We start from the raw sequence: 18,570 nt of genomic DNA on the forward strand, positions 1-18,570 counted from the left end.
TCATGCGCCACCATAGCGAGACTCAATCATCTGCAGCTTCCTGAACGAGGGAAGGGCGGCTATGATGGGCCACGTTTTTTTGCTTACAACCTGGAGACTTCCATGAGCAGCGATCTTATCAAACACGTTAGCGACGCTAGCTTCGAGGCCGACGTACTCAAGGCCGAAGGCGCTGTACTGGTCGACTACTGGGCTGAATGGTGCGGCCCTTGCAAAATGATCGCTCCTGTCCTGGACGAAATTGCCGAGACTTACAAAGGCAAGTTGACCATTGCCAAACTGAACATCGATGAAAACCAGGAAACCCCGGCCAAGCACGGCGTGCGTGGTATCCCGACCCTGATGCTGTTCAAGAACGGCAACGTGGAAGCGACCAAGGTTGGCGCGCTGTCCAAGTCGCAACTGGCTGCATTCCTCGACGCCAACATCTAAGTCGGCGACGTTGTAAAAAAAGCCCCGCATATTGCGGGGCTTTTTGCGTATTCAGGGCTAGACGCTCCGAAACTCAGGTGGTACATTCGGCCCCGCACTGGTTTCTCCACTGCCCCCTGCTAGCCGTCGCCGACGCACTCCTTTTCGAATAAGTACGCGATCCTGTCGCCTTCTCTGCGGCGCGGCCTCATTAAGCCAAAAGCTTAATTTCCCCCCCTCCATAAATGATTACGTCATTCCTATATGAATCTGACTGAACTCAAGCAAAAGCCGATTACCGAACTGCTCGAATTGGCCGAACAGATGGGCATAGAAAATATGGCCCGTTCGCGCAAGCAGGACGTGATTTTCTCCCTGCTCAAAAAGCACGCGAAAAGCGGCGAGGAAATCTCCGGTGATGGCGTGCTGGAGATTCTCCAGGACGGCTTCGGCTTCCTCCGCTCTGCTGACGCTTCCTATCTCGCCGGCCCGGACGATATCTACGTCTCGCCGAGCCAGATCCGTCGCTTCAACTTGCGCACCGGTGACACCATCGTTGGCAAGATCCGCCCTCCGAAGGAAGGCGAGCGTTATTTCGCGCTGCTCAAGGTCGACACGATCAACTACGATCGTCCCGAGAACGCGAAAAACAAGATTCTCTTCGAGAACCTGACCCCGCTGTTCCCGACCGTGCGCATGAAGATGGAAGCCGGCAACGGTTCCACCGAAGACTTGACCGGTCGTGTCATCGACCTGTGCGCCCCGATCGGCAAAGGCCAGCGCGGTCTGATCGTTGCACCGCCGAAAGCCGGTAAGACGATCATGCTGCAGAACATCGCCGCGAACATCGCCCGTAACAATCCTGAAGTTCACCTGATCGTCTTGCTGATCGATGAGCGTCCGGAAGAAGTAACCGAAATGCAGCGCACCGTGCGCGGCGAAGTGGTTGCCTCGACGTTCGATGAGCCGCCAACCCGCCACGTGCAGGTTGCCGAAATGGTGATCGAGAAGGCCAAGCGCCTGGTCGAACACAAGAAGGACGTGGTGATCCTGCTCGACTCCATCACTCGTCTGGCTCGCGCCTACAACACCGTGATCCCGAGCTCCGGCAAAGTACTCACCGGTGGTGTCGATGCCCACGCCCTGGAGAAACCGAAGCGTTTCTTCGGCGCCGCGCGGAACATCGAAGAAGGCGGTTCGCTGACCATCATCGCCACCGCGCTGGTTGAAACCGGCTCGAAGATGGACGAAGTGATCTACGAAGAATTCAAAGGCACGGGCAACATGGAACTGCCTCTGGATCGTCGCATCGCTGAAAAACGTGTGTTCCCGGCCATCAACATCAACCGTTCCGGCACCCGCCGCGAAGAGTTGCTGACCGCCGACGACGAGTTGCAGCGCATGTGGATCCTGCGCAAGCTGCTGCACCCGATGGACGAAATCGCTGCCATCGAGTTCCTGGTCGACAAGTTGAAAACGACCAAGACCAACGACGAGTTCTTCTTGTCGATGAAGCGTAAGTAAGACGGTTTTTCAACCGCTAAAGATGGCGTCCTTCGGGGCGCCATTTTTTTATGCAAAAAAAGGGGAGGTTTACCGCTAGGGTTGGTCTGTACAAAAACGAAATGGGTCGATGAACCCAGAACATTAATCTGACTGGCATTTTCTGTTTATGAGCACACTTGCTTATCGAAGGGATATCGACGGCTTGCGGGCAATCGCCGTGATCGCGGTTGTGTTGTTCCATTTTGGCGTTCCTGGATTTACCGGCGGCTTTGTCGGTGTCGACGTCTTCTTTGTGATATCCGGTTACCTGATTACCTCGATCATCTGGAACCAGCGCCAGGCCGGGCGCTTCAGCTTTGTCGATTTCTGGGCGCGGCGTGCCCGGCGGATCCTGCCGGCGCTGTTTGTGATGATTCTCGCCGTGTTGGCGGTGGGCTGGTTCCTGATGGCCCCCAAGGACTATGAAGAACTGGGGCGCTCAGTGCGCTACCAAGTGATGTTCGTCTCCAACATCCTGTTCATGCGCCAGGACGGCTACTTTGATGTGGCGTCCGACCTGAAGCCGTTGCTGCACACTTGGTCGCTGGCGGTTGAAGAGCAGTTCTATATTGTCTTCCCGCTGTTGCTGACGTTGCTGTCGAGCCGCCTCAAGCATTGGCGGCTCGCGTTGTTTGGTGTGTTGCTGCTGTCGTTCGGGCTTAGCGTCTGGGCCGTGGCGCATCACCCGGAGAAAGCCTTTTTCCTGTTGCCGATGCGTGCCTGGGAGCTGTTGGCCGGCGCCATGCTGGCGGTTGCGCCCAGAAGTCACTGGCGCCTCACCACGGCGGGTGCTCAAGTCGTCAGCCTGTTGGGCTTCGGGCTGATTCTGCTGGCGGTGTTCGCCTTCGATAAAAGCACGCCATTCCCCGGCGCGGCGGCGCTGTTGCCGACGCTCGGCGTGGTCGCGTTGATCTGGGCCAACGGTCATCGGCAAACCCTGATCGGTGGACTGCTGGCCAGTCGTGTGCTGGTTGGTCTCGGCTTGATTTCCTATTCCTGGTACCTGTGGCATTGGCCGGTCTTTGTCTTCGCCAGCTATGCCAGCGTCGAGGAGCCGGGGCTGGTTGATACCGTCGGTTTGATTTTACTCACGCTGCTGCTCGGCTACCTGTCGTGGCGCTTCGTCGAGACCCCGTTCCGCGAGCGGCGTTTGTTGGCCGGGCGCCGGCAGATCCTGATCGCGGCCGGTTGCGGCGTGGTGGTCCTCGGTTTGGCCGGTCAAGCGCTGCGCTGGACCGACGGCTTGCCTTCGCGCCTGTCGGATCAGGCCTTGCAGTACGCCAAAGGCAAGGAATGGCGGCCGGAATTGATGAAGTGCCTGGCCGACGACAAAACCCCTGACGACAAACTCTTTTGTCACTACGGAGCGTCAGCGCCAAGCGCATCAAAGGCGCTGGTCTGGGGCGACAGTCATGCCACGGCGCTGATTCCAGTGTTCGATGATGGCGCGCAAAAGCATGGTGTCAGCGTGATTCTTGCCAGTTCGCCGGGCTGCATTCCGATTGAAGGGCTTGAGCATGATCAGCGATGCGCCCGGTTCAATCGTCGGGTCGAGCAGGCCTTGAAGCCTCAATCGGTAGTCGATGTAGTCTTGGTCGCGCGTTGGAGCCTGTACCTCTATGGCGACGTGAAAGGCGATCTCGGGCATGTGCTGCGCGATTCCCGTGGCCATTATGACCGGGCCGGCGCCGAGCAACGCTTGGCTGAAAGTCTGCAGGCGACTATCCGCCAACTGCGTAATGGCGGGCATCGTGTCTGGTTGGTGAAGGAAGCGCCGCTGCAACAATTCAGTCCGCCTTACCGCCTCAGTCGCCTGGCGATGTTGCACCGTCCGACGGATGACGTGGGTTTGGCCGTGACCGAGCACTTCAAGCGTCAGGCCTTCATCAGTCAGCTGTTCGCACAATTGGCAGCCGCCAATTCGGGCGTGACTGTGGTCGATCCGGCGCCATTGTTGTGTGATGACACGGGCCTGTGCAGGGTCGAGCTCAACGGGCATTCGCTGTATACCGACGACAATCACCTGTCCGAGATTGGCGCGCGGTTCGTGGCGCCGGTCCTCGAACCGTTGTTCAAGCGCCTGCAAGCCCAGGCCACACTCGGCAATGGCAACGTGAATGCGGCCAAGTAAGCAGCGATAAGCTGCCAGCGGCCGGCAGAGCAGGTAGGATGTACGCCTATTTTACGGGTGCCATCATCAATGAAATTCAAGGATCTTCGGGATTTCGTGCAGCAGCTTGAGCAGCGCGGAGAGTTGAAACGCATCCAGATCCCTGTCTCTCCAGTGCTGGAGATGACCGAGGTCTGTGATCGCACGCTGCGGGCCAAAGGCCCGGCGCTGCTGTTCGAGAACCCAACCGGTTACGACATTCCGGTACTCGGCAACCTGTTCGGCACCCCCGAGCGGGTGGCCATGGGCATGGGCGCCGAGGCGGTCAGCGAACTGCGCGAGATCGGCAAGTTGCTGGCGTTCCTCAAGGAGCCCGAGCCGCCGAAGGGCTTAAAAGATGCCTGGTCCAAGCTGCCGATCTTCCGCAAGATCATTGCAATGGCGCCGAAAGTCGTCAAAGACGCGGTGTGCCAGGAAGTGGTCATCGAAGGCGATGACGTCGACCTGGCGATGCTGCCGGTGCAGACCTGCTGGCCCGGCGACGTCGGTCCGCTGATCACCTGGGGCCTGACCGTTACCAAAGGCCCGAACAAGGACCGGCAGAACCTCGGCATCTACCGTCAGCAAGTGATCGGCCGCAACAAGGTCATCATGCGCTGGTTGAGCCACCGTGGCGGCGCGCTGGATTACCGCGAGTGGTGCGAGAAGCATCCCGGCCAGCCGTTCCCGGTGTCCGTGGCCCTCGGTGCCGACCCGGCGACCATCCTCGGCGCCGTGACCCCGGTACCCGACAGCCTCTCCGAATACGCCTTCGCCGGTCTGCTGCGCGGTAACCGCACCGAACTGGTGAAGTGCCGTGGCAACGACCTGCAAGTGCCGGCCACCGCCGAGATCATCCTCGAAGGCGTGATCCATCCAGGCGAAATGGCCGATGAAGGCCCGTACGGCGACCACACCGGTTACTACAACGAAGTCGACAGCTTCCCGGTGTTCACCGTCGAACGCATCACCCATCGGATCAAGCCGATCTACCACAGCACCTACACCGGCCGTCCACCGGATGAACCGGCGATTCTCGGTGTGGCGCTGAACGAAGTGTTCGTGCCGATCCTGCAGAAGCAGTTCCCGGAAATCACCGACTTCTACCTGCCGCCCGAAGGCTGCTCGTACCGCATGGCCATCGTCACCATGAAGAAGTCGTATCCGGGCCACGCGAAGCGGGTAATGCTCGGTGTCTGGTCGTTTTTGCGACAGTTCATGTACACCAAGTTCGTTATCGTCACTGACGACGATATCAACGCGCGCGACTGGAACGACGTGATCTGGGCCATTACCACGCGCATGGACCCCAAGCGCGACACGGTGATGATCGACAACACGCCGATCGACTACCTCGACTTCGCCTCGCCGGTGTCCGGCCTGGGCTCGAAGATGGGGCTCGATGCCACGCATAAATGGCCGGGCGAAACCACTCGCGAGTGGGGCCGGGTGATCGTCAAGGACGACGCCGTGACCCAACGGATCGATGCCATCTGGAATCAGTTAGGAATAGATTGATGCGTGTAACCTTGCAGCCCTCCGGAGCAGTGCTTGAGATACGGCCCGGCGAGCGGATTCTCGATGGCGCGCGGCGCTTGGGCTATGAATGCCCGCAAAGCTGCCGCAACGGCAATTGCCATGTCTGCGCGGCGTTGCTGGTGGAAGGTCGGGTCGAACAAGCCGGCCATGTGCGTGACCACGGTGAGTTCTACACTTGCATAGCAGAGCCGCTGGAAGACTGCATCGTGCTGTGGGATGGCGTGCTCGCGCTGGGAGAACTGCCGGTGCGCAGCTTGTCGTGTCAGGTCATTGAATGCAGGGACGTTGGTGGGGATACCTTTCGGGTTCACTTGCGGGCGCCTGCCGGCAAACCACCGCGCTATCACGCTGGTCAGTACTTGATGATCGAGCGCGAGAACGGCGAGAAATCCGCCTTCTCCCTGGCCTCTGCACCCCATGCCGGGCGCGATTTGGAAATCCACGTCCTGGCGCGCGAATCCAGTGCGTTGAGCCTGATCGAACAGCTGCAACGCAACGCCATGGTGCGCATCGAGATGCCGTTCGGCGACACCCACCTGGCCGAGCTGCCGGACGGGCCGTTGGTGCTGATTGCCGCCGGCACAGGCATGGGCCAGATCCATAGCCTGATCGAACATTGCCGCGCCGCCGGTTTCAAGCATCCGGTGCATTTGTACTGGGGCGTGCGTCGTCCTGAAGACTTTTATGAAATCGAACATTGGGACGAATGGCTGAAACTGCCCAATCTGTTCCTGCATAAAGTCGTCAGCGATCAATGCGGCTGGGAAGGGCGCTGCGGGATGCTGCATGAGGCGGTGTGTGAGGACTTCCCTGATCTGAAGTCGCTGCATGTCTACGCCAGCGGCTCTCCGGCGATGGTCTACGGCACGCTGGATGCGTTGGTGGAAGCGGGGATGGATGCTCATCAGATGCGCGCCGACGTATTTGCCTACGCGCCACGATCTTGATCCGCGATCTTAATCGTTATAACTCCCTATATAGCCGATCGGTATTTATAGATTTATATAAATGCCGGTAGGTTATATGTCATATGGGCAATTATTTAAGAACTGTGCCATGGCACTTAAATTGCCTTAAAACATATGTGCCTTATTGTTACAGCGGTGCGTTCTATTAAGTAATTCTTTACCCGCGGGGAGCTGAACGCTATTCGCCATGAGCGCCATTGAATCTGCTTTTCTGAATTTGCCTTACCCTCCGCGACTCGATCTGGGGCCGCAGCTTACGCACGAACAATTGCTCAGCTCGATGCAATCGACCATGGCGCGCCACAAGGGTGGGCCGGTCTGGCTGTTCGCGTACGGCTCGCTGATCTGGCGCCCGGAATGCCCGGCGGTGGAGCGAGTGCGCGGTCGAGTGCATGGCTATCATCGCGGTTTGTACCTGTGGTCCCATGAACATCGCGGCACGCCGGAAGTACCAGGCCTGGTGTTTGGCCTGGATCGCGGCGGCTCTTGCAGTGGTTTCGCTTATCGCTTGCCTGAAGAACAACTCGAAGCTTCGCTTTACGCCCTTTGGCAGCGCGAGATGCCATTCCCGTCCTATCGCCCACACTGGCTCAACTGCCGTCTTGAAGACGGAAGCCAGGTTCAGGCGTTGGGATTTGTGTTGGAACGGCACCTGCCCAGCTATGCCGGCAACTTGCCGGATCACGTGCTGAGCCAGGTGTTCGAAAGCGCTTGCGGGCGTTACGGCACCACTCGCGATTATGTCGAGCAGACCGCCAACGCCCTGCGAAGCCACGCCATGCCAGACCGGAATCTGGAGGCGCGGCTCAAGCGCTGCCAATCAAAGGCTGATCAGGCGATCGCTTCTTCGCGGGTCTGACTGGCGCTTTGTTTATGCCCCAGCGTGGGGGCAAGGAAGGCCATCGCCAGCAAACAGGCGGCGACCAGCAGGATGAAGCCGCCATCCCAGCCGAAATAGTCCACGGTGTAGCCCATCAGCGCACTGGCCGCGACGGAACCACCCAAGTAACCAAACAGACCGGTAAAGCCAGCGGCGGTACCGGCGGCTTTCTTCGGTACCAGCTCCAGCGCTTGCAAGCCGACCAGCATCACCGGGCCGTAGATCAGGAAGCCGATCGCGAACAGCGAGATCATGTCGATCATCGGGTTGCCCGGCGGGTTCAGCCAATACACGATCGTCGCCACGGTCACCAACCCCATGAACACCATACCGGTCAGGCCACGGTTGCCTCGGAAGACTTTGTCCGACATCCAGCCGCACAGCAACGTGCCCGGAATGCCTGCCCACTCATAGAGGAAGTACGCCCACGATGTTTTGTCGAAATCGAAGTGCTTGACCTCTTTGAGGTAGGTCGGCGCCCAGTCCAGGATGCCGTAGCGCAGCAGATAGACGAAGACGTTAGCCAGGGCGATGAACCAGAGCATTTTGTTGCGCAGCACGTATTTGACGAAGATGTCCTTGGCGCTGAATTCTTCTTCGTGGCTGGCGTCGTAGCCTTCCGGGTAATCGTTCTTGTACTTCTCGATCGGCGGCAGGCCTGTCGATTGCGGCGTGTCGCGCATCACAATGAAGGCAAATACGGCGACCAGCAGCGCCACGGCGGCCGGGACGTAGAACTTGCTGTGCCAGTCGTTGAACCAGCCCATGCCGAGAATCGCCAGCGGACCAATCAACCCGCCACCGACGTTATGCGCGGTGTTCCACACCGAAACCACCTGGCCACGTTCTTTCTGTGACCACCAGTGCACCATGGTCCGGCCGCTCGGTGGCCAGCCCATGCCTTGTGCCCAGCCGTTGATGAACAACAGGATAAACATCATGGTCACGCTCGACGTCGCCCAGGGAGCGAAACCGAAAACGAACATGACTCCAGCCGACACGATCAGGCCGAAGGGCAGGAAGTAACGCGGATTGGAGCGGTCGGACACAATGCCCATCAAAAACTTGGAAAGACCGTAGGCGATCGCAATCGCCGACATGGCCACACCCAGTTGGCCCTTTGTGTAGCCCTGGGCAATCAGGTCCGGGAATGCCAGTGTGAAGTTCTTGCGCAGCAGGTAGTAACCCGCATACCCAATGAATATGCCGGCGAAGATCTGCCAGCGAAGTCGTTTATAGGTGTCGTCTATTTTTTCTTCAGGCAGGGGAGCCTGATGTGCGGCAGGTCGAAAGAAAGCAAACATTCAAGAGCTCCAAATTTCTTGTTTTGACTGCGGATGCGAATGTTACAGTTTCGTTACCGAAAATAGCACCGGTTCGCATTGGTCAAACAGCGGAAATGTTGGAGATCGCGTGTTCCTTTATGAACATGTCGCTCAGGTGTAAGTGTAGGACGGTGTGGGAAAGGTTACTTACGCGCCTTCGTGCGGTTTTTCGGTTCAAAGTAGGACGTAACTTTGGGAAATGTCCTTCCTGACAAGAAGAAGCGATCCGGACTCTACCGTCCAGACCGCTTCGCCTGGCTCAGCGAACTTGCACCACCACTTTCCCGACCGCTTTGCGCTGGCCAAGATCATTGATTGCCTGCGCCGCATTGCTCAGCGGATACACCTGCGACACCAGCGGTTTCAACTTGCCTTCGGCGAACCAGCCAAACAACTGCTGGAAGTTCGCCGCGTTGTCCTGGGGTTGGCGCTGGGCAAACGAGCCCCAGAACACACCGACCACCGCCGCGCCTTTAAGCAGGGCGAGGTTCACCGGGAATTCGGGAATGCGTCCGCTGGCAAAACCGACCACCAGCAGGCGACCGTTCCAGGCGATGGCGCGCACGGCCTGGTCGAACAGGTCGCCACCGACCGGGTCGTAGATCACGTCGGCGCCCTGGCCGTCGGTCAGGCGTTTGATTTCGTCCTTGAGGCTGGTTTCGCTGTAGTTGATCAGTTCATCGGCGCCGGCAGCCTTGGCCACGGCAAGTTTTTCGGAGCTGCTGGCAGCGGCGATCACCCGGGCGCCCATGGCTTTGCCGATTTCCACGGCGGCCAGGCCGACACCGCCGGACGCGCCGAGCACCAACAGGGTTTCGCCCGGTTGCAGGTTGGCCCGTTGCTTGAGGGCGTGCATCGAAGTGCCGTAGGTCATGCTGAAGGCAGCGGCGGTGTTGAAATCCATCGACGGCGGGATCGGCAGCACGTTGTAGCCCGGCACCGCGACCTGCTCGGCAAAGCTGCCCCAGCCGGTCAGGGCCATGACCCGGTCACCGACCTTGAGGTGACTGACCTTTTCCCCCACAGCGCTGACCACGCCCGCGGCTTCGCCGCCCGGGGAAAACGGGAAGGGTGGCTTGAACTGGTATTTGCCCTCGATGATCAGCGTGTCCGGGAAGTTGACCCCGGCGGCGTGCACGTCCAGCAGGATTTCGTTCTTCTTGGCGACAGGACTGGCGACGTCTTCCAGCACCAGCGATTCGGCGGGGCCGAAGGCTTTGCATAGCACGGCTTTCATCAGGGCTATTCCTTTGGGAGTGATGGCCGATAAGTGTAGGTGTGTGAGTCGTTGGGTCAACGAGCATGCCCGCCCCTGATAGTCAGCCATAAGCTTGTGCTTGCGCGGCGGGTCGTTATGCTAGGCCGCAAACCGGATAAGGAGCGAATTGTGAAAGCGTGGATCATGTTGTTGCTGGCCCTGTCTCTGCCTTTGGCAGCAGTGGCCGAAGAAGCCGCCAAAGAAGGCGAGGCCCCGAAAGTCAGCTACCTGACCCTGAGTCCGCCGTTTGTCGGTAACTATGGCCTGGATGGCACGCCGAAGTTGAAGGTCTTCAAGGCTGACGTGGCGTTGCGAGTGACCGGCGAAGAAGCGACCAAACTGGTGAAGGCCAATGAGCCGTTGATTCGCAATCAACTGGTCGCGTTGTTCACCCAGCAGACCAACGAGGCGATGAACAGCATCGAGGGCAAGGAAAAGCTGCGCCAGGAAGCCCTGAAGCAAACCCAGCAAGTGATGAACGACGAAACCGGCAAGCCGGTGGTTGAGGATCTGTTGTTCAACAACCTGATCATTCAATAAGACTTCCTGCGGGCTTTTGTGGCGAGGGGGCTTGCCCTCGCCACAAAAGCCCTTCATTCCACAGGTCAGGACGCCAGACTTTTGCGAAACCGCATCAGCGCAATCGCAAAGAACACCAGCCCGATGGCGGTCAGCGCCAGCAAGTCCGGCCAGACCACGCTCAGCCCGGCGTCGCGAAACAGAATCGCGGCGCTCAAGCTGACAAAGTGCGTCGATGGCGAACCCTGCATCACCCATTGCAGCCACTGCGGCATGCTGTCGAGCGGCGTGCTGCCACCGGATAGCAGCAACATCGGGATGATCACCGGGATGGCCAGCAAACCGAACTGCGGCGTCGAGCGGGCCAAGGTTGCGAGAAAGATCCCCAGCGCCGTACTGGCGAACAGATAAACCGCCGTCACCAGCAAAAACAACGCCATCGAACCGGCCAGCGGCACGCCCAGCGCGCCTTTGACGATCACTTCCAGTGAAATCCAGGTGCACAGCACCACCACCAACATGTTGCTCCAGATTTTTGCCAGCATGATTTCCAGCGCCGTCAGTGGCAGCACCAGTAAATGGTCGAGGGTGCCGTGTTCGCGCTCGCGCAGCAGCGCCGTGCCGGTGAGGATGATGGCGAGGATGGTGATGTTGTTGACGATCTGAATCACCGCGAGAAACCAACCACCCTCGAGATTGGTGTTGAATAGCGAGCGCGTGGTCAGCAGCGCCGGTGCCTTGCTGGCGGGATCGGTCTGGCCGCTGTAGTTCAGCAATTCACGCTGGAAAATCCGCCCGATGTAACCCGCGCCCATGAACGCCTGGCTCATGGCCGTGGCGTCCACATTGACCTGTACCGCCGGTTGGCGTCCGGCCAGCAAATCGGTCTGGAAATTCACCGGCACATTGATCACAAACGTGTACTGGCCGCTGTCCATGACTTGATCCAGTTGCTCATAAGCCAGCAGCACCGGACGCTGGAATTCCGGCGGTTGCAGGGCCTGGGTCAGTTCCCGTGAGAGGTGGCTGCGGTCTTCGTCCACCACGGCCACGCTGGCGTTGTGCACGCCGATGACCGAGCCGGCGGCCGGCATGTAGATCGCCACGGTAAAGGCGTAGAACAGAAACAGCAGCAACACGCTGTCGTGGCGCAGGCTGGTCAGTTCCTTGAGGCCGAGTCGCAAGATATGTGCAAGCTTGTGCATCAGGCCTCCTGCTTTTTCAGCATGACCAGGCTGAGCCCGGTGAATCCGAGGAAGAACCCGAACAGCGCCAGGCATTGCGGCCATAGCTGTCGCAGGTCCAGCGCTTTGGTGAACGTGCCGACGGCGATATCGAGGAAATACCCCGCCGGAAACAGCATCCCCATGACCGAGGCTGCGCCTTCGAGGGAGGAACGCGGCACGATCAGCCCGGAGAACTGGATGGTCGGCAGGCTGGTGATGATCATGGTGCCGAGGATCGCGGCGATCTGGGTTCGGGTGAACGCCGAAATCAGCAATCCCATGCTGGTGGTGGCCAGCACGTAGAGCAATCCGCCGAAGGCCAGGGTCAGGCCGCTGCCCTTGAACGGTACGCCGAACAGCCAGCGGTTCATGGCCACCAGCACCGCCAGGTTGATCAGGCTGATCGCCAGATAGGGCGCCTGTTTACCCAGCAGGAACTCCAGTCGGGTCAGGGGCGTGGCGTAGAAGTTGGTGATTGAACCCAACTCTTTCTCGCGCACGATCCCCAGCGCTGTGAGCATGGCCGGGATGAAGGCGAGGATCAGCGCCATCACCCCGGGACCGATGGCGTTGACGCTGACCACGTCCTGGTTGTAGCGGAATCGGGTTTCCAGTTTGGCCGCTGCTGGTCGGTTGAGCGTGGGGCTGCTCTGTTCGGCCAGTTGCTCAAGGTTGGCTTGATGCACCGCCTCCACGTAATTGCGACTGGTCTCGGCCCGAAACGGCATGCCGCCATCCAGCCAGGCTGCGACGGTGGGTTGGCGCCCGGCGTATAAGTCGCGGCCAAAGCCTGGCGGGATCTCCAGCGCCAGTTTGATTTCCGAACGCTGGAGGCGTCGATGCAATTCTTTGCTGTCGCGAATCGGTGCTTGTTCAGCAAAGTAACGCGAGCTGCGGAAGGCTTCCAGATACGTACGGCTTTGCGGTGTCTGGTCCTGGTCGAATACGGCGAAGGCGAGTTTTTCCACGTCCAGGGAAATGCCGTAGCCGAAGATCACCATCATGAAAATCGCCCCGAGCAGGGCGAACGCCATCCGCACTTTGTCGCGCAGCAACTCCTTGCCTTCACGACTGGCTACCGCTACCAGACGCCCGACGCTGAAACCACGTTCTTTCATTGGTGGTGTCGGAGCGGCAGGCGTGTCGGCGGGCACTGGCGGCGTCGGCGTTTCGCCAGCGCCTTGGGCCTGTTCCAGGCAGGTGACAAACGCCGCTTCCAGGGTTTCGCCCTTGAACTGTTGTTGCAGTGCCGCCGGGGTATCGCAGGCCAGCACCTTGCCGGCGTGCATCAGCGAGATGCGGTCGCAACGCTGGGCTTCATTCATGAAGTGGGTGGAGAGGAAGATCGTCACGCCTTGCTCGCGGGACAACTCGATCAACAATCGCCAGAAGTCATCCCGCGCCGCGGGGTCAACGCCGGAGGTCGGCTCGTCGAGGATCAGCACTTCCGGGCGATGCAACACCGCCACGGCCAGGGACAGTCGTTGGCGTAAACCCAAAGGCAAAGCGCCAGACTGTTGATCCGCAACTTTGACCAGATTGAAACGCTGGATCAGTTCGTCGATGCGTTGGGCGCTGTCGGCCTTGGGCAAATCGAACAAACGCGCGTGCAAGTCGAGGTTTTGCCGAACACTGAGCTCGCCATATAGCGAGAAACTCTGGGACATGAAGCCAACGCGTTTGCGCGTGGCCAGGTCCTTGGCGTTCACCGCGTTGCCCAGCAATGTGGCACTGCCCTCACTGGCCGGCATCAGCCCGGTCAGGACTTTCATGGTGGTGGTTTTGCCGCAGCCGTTGGAGCCGAGGAAACCGAAAATCTCCCCTCGGCCGATGGCGAAGCTGACCTTGTCCACGGCGGTGAAGTCGCCGAAGCGCAAGGTCAGGTCGTGGGCTTCGATGGCGATGTCAGTGTTGGCGCCGGTGCGGGGTGGAATCACCAGTGGCTGATTGTCGTGGCCACTGTCGCCCTGAAAGTGGGTGAAGGCTTCATCGAGTTTGCCGCTGGCAGTCGCTGTGGCCAGTTCGCTGCTCAGGCCCGTAGCGATCAGCTTGCCGTCGTCGAGCATCAGGCAATGTTCGAATTGCTCGGCCTCTTCCATGTACGCGGTGGCGACCAGTAGCGTCAGTTGCGGGCGTTGACGGCGCACATCATCTACCAGCTCCCTGAACCGCCGTCGGGACAAGGGATCGACGCCGGTGGTGGGTTCGTCGAGGATCAACAGGTCCGGTTCGTGGATCAGCGCGCAACAGAGCCCGAGTTTCTGCTTCATGCCACCGGAGAGCTTGCCGGCCGGGCGGTCCGCGAAGCGCAGCAGGTCGGTGGCCAGCAACAGGCTGTGCATGCGCTGGTTGCATTCGGCTTTCGACAGACCGAACAGGGTGGCGAAAAAGTGGATGTTCTCGCTGATCGACAATTCGGGATACAGGTTGCCGCCCAGGCCTTGCGGCATGAAGGCGATGCGCGGGTAGAGGCTGTTGCGATGGCGACGATCCTGGATCGAGCCGCTCAGCACGTCCAACTGACCTTGTTGCAGGGTTTTCACCCCGGCGATCAGGCCCAGCAAACTCGACTTGCCGGCTCCGTCCGGGCCAATCAACCCACAGCGCGTGCCGGCGGGCAGACTGAAGGTGATATCGGCCAGGGCCTGCTGTTTGCCGTAACGGTGGTTGATGCCGGTCGCTTGCAGCGCCAGGTCGGTCATTGCAGGTTGGCCGGCCAGCTAATAGGCGCGGTGCGCACATAACCGGCGCCGGGCATGCCCGGTTTGGCCTGGGGCAGGGCGCTTGGGTCGGTCAGGCGTAGTTTGACGCGGAACACCAGTTTCTGGCGTTCGTCACGGGTTTCGACTTCTTTGGGCGTGAACTGTGATTTGCCGGCGACGAAAGTGATTTTGGCTGGCACCGGGTGGTCGGGCAGGGCGTCGAGCAGGATACGCGCGTCATCGCCAACGGCCACGCGCCCGGTGACGGAGGCCGGGAGGTAGAGGTTCATGTATTGGTCGCTCGGATCAATCAGCAACAGCACTCGTCCGCCGGCGCCGAGCACTTCGCCCGGTTCGGCCATGCGCAACTGGATCACCCCGTCCATGGACGCCCGCAAACTGCTGTCATCGATTTCGCTGGTCAGCATCGCGACCTGGGCCTGGGCCGCGCCAATCGCGGCGCCGACTGCCGACACTTGGGCACGGGACGCGGCGACCGCCGCACTGCCGGTGTCCAGGCGTGCCTGTTGTTGATCAATGATCTGGCCGCTGACGAAACCGTGCTTGAACAGTTCCCGGGAACGCTTGAGTTCTTGTTGGGCGAGCAGTTGTTCGCTCTGGCGCAATTGCACGTTGGCCTGGGCGGCGGAGAGGTTTTCCCGGGCGCGCAGCACCTCGGCTTCGGCCTGGTTGCGCTGGGCTTCGAGGGTGCGGGTGTCCATGCGGGCCAGCAGTTGGCCCTTGGTGACTTTATCGCCCTCATCGACGAGCACCTCGGCAAGGCGCCCGGGTGTTTTGCTGGCGATCTGCACTTCTGTGGCTTCGAGGCGACCGTTGCCGACATACAAGCCTTCGGGCAGACGGTCATGCATCGATTTCCAGTAACCGAACCCCCCGGCGGCCAGCAGTAAAATCATCAAGGAACTGGCGAAGAAAATCGAAGAGCGACTGTGCGTAGACATGCGGGCATCCTGCGGCTGTAACGTCCTAGTCTGGCTGATCGAGCGCCGAAGCTGCTTGATGCCAGTCAACTAAGGCGCAAGCCTAACCCCATTGAGCGGGGAAAAGAGGATGACCGGGCAGTTCTGCTTTATTTAGCGCAAGTCGAGTACCGCAGACCATTGTTCGGCGGAGACGGGCATCACCGACAGCCGAGTGCCTTTTTGTACCAACGGCATCTCGGCCAGCGCCGTCTGCTGTTTCAGATAATCCAGCTTCAGCACTTTGGCAAACGTCTCGACATGCGCGACATCAATCGCGCTCCAGGCGTTTTTCTCTGCCGTGGCCTTCGGATCGAAGTAGTGACTCTCAGGCTCCAGCGCCGTTGGGTCCGGATACGCCGCTTCGACAATCTTGCCGATCCCGGCAATTCCCGGCTCAGGGCAACTGGAGTGATAGAAGAAGAACTCATCACCCACCGCCATCGCCCGCAAAAAGTTACGCGCCTGATAGTTGCGAACCCCGTCCCAGCGCGCCTTGCCAAGCTTCTCAAGGTCTTTGATCGAGAGCTCGTCGGGCTCGGATTTCATCAGCCAATAGGCCATGGTTTTGGCTCCTTGCGAGAAGGGTGGGCAAGTTGTCGGGCAATTTTATGACAAACCGACAGTCGGTTGACGCCAGTGTTTGCGTGTCGGTTCACGTTGTCGCAAAATGCCGGCCTTCTAAGCTTGACGCTGCTGCACGGCCTACAACGGAAACCGCTGCTGTCATCGTGTTGATATGCCTTTGGGGGGCAATCGATGAAACGCAAACCGGATTTACTATGGATTTTGGTTATTTTGTTCGGCCTCGGCGTCGTGACCACTGGCTATGCCCAAAGCCTGTGGAACAATAAGACCGACGCGCCAATCGAAATCGCGCAGCAACAACAGCCGTCAGCCTTCAAGCGCTGAACCGGTCTTCCGGGCGCTGCTGAATCCAGCGGCGTCTAGCCTGCGAAATACCACGCCTTGTCTGTCACCGTTCCTTGCAACGGCACATCCCAGCTCGCCTGAGCCAATCGTCCGACCTTCTGACATTCATGGGCCAGCCCCAACAGCGTCGGCTTGCGCCAGTTTTTGCGCCGCGCCAGATACGCCAGGCTGCGGTCGTAGAAACCACCGCCCATGCCCAGGCGTCCACCGACATCGTCAAATCCAACCAATGGCAACAACACTAAATCAAGCGCCCAGACTTTACGTTGCCGGGCGAGGTTGTGCCTTGGTTCGAGAATACGGAAACGGTTGGGTTTCAATTTGTCGCCGGGGCGAATCCGCTGGAACACCATTTTGGTTCGCGGCCAGGCGCTGAGCACCGGCAGATAGGTGGCTTTGCCCCGACGTTGCGCAGCACGCAGCAGCAATTGCGGATCGATTTCACCGTCGGTGGGCAGGTAAAGAGAGATGTGTTTTGCACGGCGAAATAGCGGGTGTTGGGCCAATTGCTTATAGAGCCCGCGAGCGGCCTGGCGCTGCTGACGGGGTGTCAGTGCACGGCGGGCTTTGCGCAGCATGCGTCGAAGTTGCGGGCGGGGAAGCAGCGCAGGTTCGGTCATGGATAAGGGCTTCGGCAGGTCGGGTACACAAAGCGTACCCGTAAAAAAGCCGATGCCGGTATTTAAACCGGCATCGGACTGGAATCAGGCTCCCCGGATGAACCGCTGCTGACTTAGCCCTTGAACCCGAAAGTTCAAGGTGGAAGAAGCAGTAGGCTTTAAGGCTTTCCGTCTAGCGGACATGCACACCAGCCCAACGTGCAACTTCCAGGGTAGTGCGAATCGGCTCAGGGACATCGTCAACTGGCAAGCACCCCAGGGAGTGACGCGAGTATACCCCAAGCGGTTCCGCGAATCAGCCCTTGGTGACGTCCGGATCAGTTGCCAGCACCAGATCGACGCGATCGAGCAGGTCGCGAACCTGCTCACGGGTCGAGCCGCTGGCCTGTACGTCCGGGCGTTCTTCCTTGTGCAGCAGGTCGTGGGTGATGTTCAGCGCGGCCATCACGGCGATGCGGTCGGCGCCGATGACTTTGCCGCTGCTGCGGATTTCGCGCATCTTGCCGTCCAGATAGCGGGCAGCACTCACCAGATTGCTGCGCTCTTCCTGGGGGCAGATGATCGAATATTCTTTGTCGAGGATCTGCACGGTTACGCTATTGCTTGAACTCATGAGTCTTGCTCCAGGGCCTTGAGGCGCGAAATCATCGATTCGACCTTACGCCGAGCGATTTCGTTTTTTTCAATGAGGTGAGCGCGTTCCTCGCGCCAGGTCTTTTCCTGAGCTAATAGGAGTCCATTTTGGCTCTTTAGTTGCTCGACTCGGCTAATTAGCAGCTCGAGTCTGGCCATCAGTGCTTGCAGATCGGTGTCTTCCATTGTGTCCACTGAGATTGAGTCTGATGGAATAGCTGGCGGACAGCCTTTAATAGTCTTGGCGAGTCTGTCGATGTAGGATACAAGGCCTTCATTCTAGACATAGCGCCGTCTGGCGCCTAGCTGCCCATGCCCATTCAGAATTCCCCGTACCAAGCCTTCGCCACTCTGCTGACTTCCAGCGGTCATAACGTCTCGCCTGCCGAACTGCATGGCCTGTTGCTCGGCCGCAGTTGCGCCGGTGCCGGCTTTGAAGCCGACAGCTGGCTGGCCGACGCCGCCGAGTTGCTCGAAGGCGAGCCGCAAGACAACGTTCGCAACGCCCTGATCGGCCTGCAAGAGATGGTCAAGGGCGAGCTGACCGGCGACGACATGACCGTCGTCCTGCTGCTGCCCACCGACGACGCCCCGCTGGCCGACCGTGCCGCTGCGCTGGGCCAATGGTGCCAGGGCTTCCTGACCGGCTTCGGTCTGACCCGTCGTGAATATGCCCTGACCACCGAAGCGACCGAAGTGTTGCAGGATCTGGCCGCCATCGCCCAGGTACAAGATGCCCTGGAAGAATCTGACGACGGCGAAAGCGATTACATGGAAGTGATGGAGTACCTGCGCGTAGCTCCGTTGTTGCTGTTCACGGAAACCAAGAAAACCGACGAAGCCGCCGCCAAACCGTCGTTGCATTAATCGCCTGCCAGGGAA

At 59.6% G+C, this 18,570-nt stretch carries 18 protein-coding genes and 1 other RNA gene; 9 read left to right on the plus strand and 10 right to left on the minus strand.

From position 1 onward, the window contains the following. Positions 1-102: 102 nt before the first annotated feature. The 6 genes from trxA (at position 103) to HKK53_RS21995 (ending at position 7,471) form a co-directional block, all read left to right on the plus strand. The gene (trxA, locus tag HKK53_RS21970) at positions 103-432 is read left to right on the plus strand and encodes a thioredoxin TrxA (protein WP_003177349.1); all 330 of its coding nucleotides are present in this window, start codon (positions 103-105) and stop codon (positions 430-432) included. Between the two features lie 243 nt (positions 433-675). Further along, positions 676-1,935, plus strand: a complete 1,260-nt coding sequence (rho, locus tag HKK53_RS21975; protein WP_007942421.1) for a transcription termination factor Rho — start codon at positions 676-678, stop codon at positions 1,933-1,935. A 148-nt stretch (positions 1,936-2,083) separates the two neighbouring features. Next, a complete protein-coding gene (locus HKK53_RS21980) occupies positions 2,084-4,087 on the plus strand; it encodes an acyltransferase family protein (RefSeq protein ID WP_169372561.1) in 2,004 nt (667 codons plus the stop codon). Positions 4,088-4,156: 69 nt separating this feature from the next. Beyond that, a complete protein-coding gene (gene ubiD / locus HKK53_RS21985; protein ID WP_007942423.1) occupies positions 4,157-5,623 on the plus strand; it encodes a 4-hydroxy-3-polyprenylbenzoate decarboxylase in 1,467 nt (488 codons plus the stop codon). Beyond that, positions 5,623-6,591 (plus strand): CDP-6-deoxy-delta-3,4-glucoseen reductase, encoded by a 969-nt coding sequence (locus tag HKK53_RS21990; RefSeq protein WP_169372562.1) that lies wholly within the window; start codon positions 5,623-5,625, stop codon positions 6,589-6,591. The genes ubiD and HKK53_RS21990 overlap by 1 nt, the downstream gene beginning before the upstream one ends. Before the next feature lie 208 nt (positions 6,592-6,799). Further along, complete coding sequence (locus tag HKK53_RS21995; protein ID WP_169372563.1) at positions 6,800-7,471, plus strand: gamma-glutamylcyclotransferase; 672 nt, start codon at positions 6,800-6,802, stop codon at positions 7,469-7,471. Here HKK53_RS21995 and glpT read toward each other — a convergent pair. Continuing rightward, positions 7,444-8,796, minus strand: coding sequence for a glycerol-3-phosphate transporter (glpT, locus tag HKK53_RS22000; protein WP_169372564.1), 1,353 nt, complete (start codon positions 8,794-8,796; stop codon positions 7,444-7,446). The genes HKK53_RS21995 and glpT overlap by 28 nt on opposite strands. 280 nt (positions 8,797-9,076) lie before the next feature. Beyond that, the gene (locus tag HKK53_RS22005) at positions 9,077-10,054 is read right to left on the minus strand and encodes an NADPH:quinone oxidoreductase family protein (protein ID WP_169372565.1); all 978 of its coding nucleotides are present in this window, start codon (positions 10,052-10,054) and stop codon (positions 9,077-9,079) included. Between the two features lie 150 nt (positions 10,055-10,204). Between HKK53_RS22005 and HKK53_RS22010 the strand changes: the two genes are divergently transcribed. Beyond that, positions 10,205-10,615 (plus strand): flagellar basal body-associated protein FliL, encoded by a 411-nt coding sequence (locus tag HKK53_RS22010; protein ID WP_169372566.1) that lies wholly within the window; start codon positions 10,205-10,207, stop codon positions 10,613-10,615. A gap of 65 nt (positions 10,616-10,680) precedes the next feature. Here the strand turns inward: HKK53_RS22010 and HKK53_RS22015 are convergent, their stop codons facing one another. From HKK53_RS22015 to HKK53_RS22030, 4 genes are all read right to left on the minus strand, one after another. After that, on the minus strand, positions 10,681-11,799 hold the full coding sequence (locus HKK53_RS22015; protein WP_169372567.1) for an ABC transporter permease: 1,119 nt from the start codon (positions 11,797-11,799) through the stop codon (positions 10,681-10,683). Next, entirely contained in the window at positions 11,799-14,522 is a 2,724-nt protein-coding gene (gene rbbA, locus HKK53_RS22020) for a ribosome-associated ATPase/putative transporter RbbA (protein WP_169372568.1), read from the minus strand. Before rbbA ends, HKK53_RS22015 begins: the two co-directional genes overlap by 1 nt. Then, entirely contained in the window at positions 14,519-15,484 is a 966-nt protein-coding gene (locus HKK53_RS22025; protein WP_169372569.1) for an HlyD family secretion protein, read from the minus strand. Before HKK53_RS22025 ends, rbbA begins: the two co-directional genes overlap by 4 nt. A 132-nt stretch (positions 15,485-15,616) precedes the next feature. Next, complete coding sequence (locus tag HKK53_RS22030) at positions 15,617-16,066, minus strand: EVE domain-containing protein (RefSeq protein WP_169372570.1); 450 nt, start codon at positions 16,064-16,066, stop codon at positions 15,617-15,619. A 195-nt stretch (positions 16,067-16,261) separates the two neighbouring features. On the opposite strand from HKK53_RS22030, the gene HKK53_RS22035 reads away from it, so the two are divergent. Then, on the plus strand, positions 16,262-16,414 hold the full coding sequence (locus HKK53_RS22035) for a hypothetical protein (RefSeq protein WP_007942433.1): 153 nt from the start codon (positions 16,262-16,264) through the stop codon (positions 16,412-16,414). 35 nt (positions 16,415-16,449) lie between these two features. Here HKK53_RS22035 and HKK53_RS22040 read toward each other — a convergent pair whose 3' ends face one another. From HKK53_RS22040 to HKK53_RS22055, 4 genes are all read right to left on the minus strand, one after another. Beyond that, positions 16,450-17,055, minus strand: a complete 606-nt coding sequence (locus tag HKK53_RS22040; protein WP_169372571.1) for a 5-formyltetrahydrofolate cyclo-ligase — start codon at positions 17,053-17,055, stop codon at positions 16,450-16,452. Positions 17,056-17,141: 86 nt separating this feature from the next. Next, positions 17,142-17,320, minus strand: a non-coding RNA gene (gene ssrS / locus HKK53_RS22045) — 6S RNA. Positions 17,321-17,350: 30 nt separating this feature from the next. Next, complete coding sequence (locus HKK53_RS22050) at positions 17,351-17,668, minus strand: cell division protein ZapA (protein WP_007942435.1); 318 nt, start codon at positions 17,666-17,668, stop codon at positions 17,351-17,353. Continuing rightward, positions 17,665-17,874 (minus strand): TIGR02449 family protein, encoded by a 210-nt coding sequence (locus HKK53_RS22055; protein ID WP_007942437.1) that lies wholly within the window; start codon positions 17,872-17,874, stop codon positions 17,665-17,667. The genes HKK53_RS22050 and HKK53_RS22055 overlap by 4 nt, the downstream gene beginning before the upstream one ends. Positions 17,875-18,000: 126 nt before the next feature. On the opposite strand from HKK53_RS22055, the gene HKK53_RS22060 reads away from it, so the two are divergent. Beyond that, complete coding sequence (locus HKK53_RS22060) at positions 18,001-18,555, plus strand: YecA/YgfB family protein (protein WP_149660231.1); 555 nt, start codon at positions 18,001-18,003, stop codon at positions 18,553-18,555. The last annotated feature ends 15 nt before the right edge of the window (positions 18,556-18,570 follow it).

It is taken from the genome of Pseudomonas sp. ADAK7 (assembly GCF_012935675.1).
Lineage (GTDB): Bacteria > Pseudomonadota > Gammaproteobacteria > Pseudomonadales > Pseudomonadaceae > Aquipseudomonas.

Bases quoted from the DNA above. Each gene is read 5' to 3' on its own strand.
- trxA (WP_003177349.1), top strand. From the start codon at position 103: ATGAGCAGCGATCTTATCAAACACGTTAGCGACGCTAGCTTCGAGGCC.
- rho (WP_007942421.1), top strand. From the start codon at position 676: ATGAATCTGACTGAACTCAAGCAAAAGCCGATTACCGAACTGCTCGAA.
- HKK53_RS21980 (WP_169372561.1), top strand. From the start codon at position 2,084: ATGAGCACACTTGCTTATCGAAGGGATATCGACGGCTTGCGGGCAATC.
- ubiD (WP_007942423.1), top strand. From the start codon at position 4,157: ATGAAATTCAAGGATCTTCGGGATTTCGTGCAGCAGCTTGAGCAGCGC.
- HKK53_RS21990 (WP_169372562.1), top strand. From the start codon at position 5,623: ATGCGTGTAACCTTGCAGCCCTCCGGAGCAGTGCTTGAGATACGGCCC.
- HKK53_RS21995 (WP_169372563.1), top strand. From the start codon at position 6,800: ATGAGCGCCATTGAATCTGCTTTTCTGAATTTGCCTTACCCTCCGCGA.
- glpT (WP_169372564.1), bottom strand. From the start codon at position 8,796: ATGTTTGCTTTCTTTCGACCTGCCGCACATCAGGCTCCCCTGCCTGAA.
- HKK53_RS22005 (WP_169372565.1), bottom strand. From the start codon at position 10,054: ATGAAAGCCGTGCTATGCAAAGCCTTCGGCCCCGCCGAATCGCTGGTG.
- HKK53_RS22015 (WP_169372567.1), bottom strand. From the start codon at position 11,799: ATGCACAAGCTTGCACATATCTTGCGACTCGGCCTCAAGGAACTGACC.
- rbbA (WP_169372568.1), bottom strand. From the start codon at position 14,522: ATGACCGACCTGGCGCTGCAAGCGACCGGCATCAACCACCGTTACGGC.
- HKK53_RS22025 (WP_169372569.1), bottom strand. From the start codon at position 15,484: ATGTCTACGCACAGTCGCTCTTCGATTTTCTTCGCCAGTTCCTTGATG.
- HKK53_RS22030 (WP_169372570.1), bottom strand. From the start codon at position 16,066: ATGGCCTATTGGCTGATGAAATCCGAGCCCGACGAGCTCTCGATCAAA.
- HKK53_RS22035 (WP_007942433.1), top strand. From the start codon at position 16,262: ATGAAACGCAAACCGGATTTACTATGGATTTTGGTTATTTTGTTCGGC.
- HKK53_RS22040 (WP_169372571.1), bottom strand. From the start codon at position 17,055: ATGACCGAACCTGCGCTGCTTCCCCGCCCGCAACTTCGACGCATGCTG.
- HKK53_RS22050 (WP_007942435.1), bottom strand. From the start codon at position 17,668: ATGAGTTCAAGCAATAGCGTAACCGTGCAGATCCTCGACAAAGAATAT.
- HKK53_RS22055 (WP_007942437.1), bottom strand. From the start codon at position 17,874: ATGGAAGACACCGATCTGCAAGCACTGATGGCCAGACTCGAGCTGCTA.
- HKK53_RS22060 (WP_149660231.1), top strand. From the start codon at position 18,001: ATGCCCATTCAGAATTCCCCGTACCAAGCCTTCGCCACTCTGCTGACT.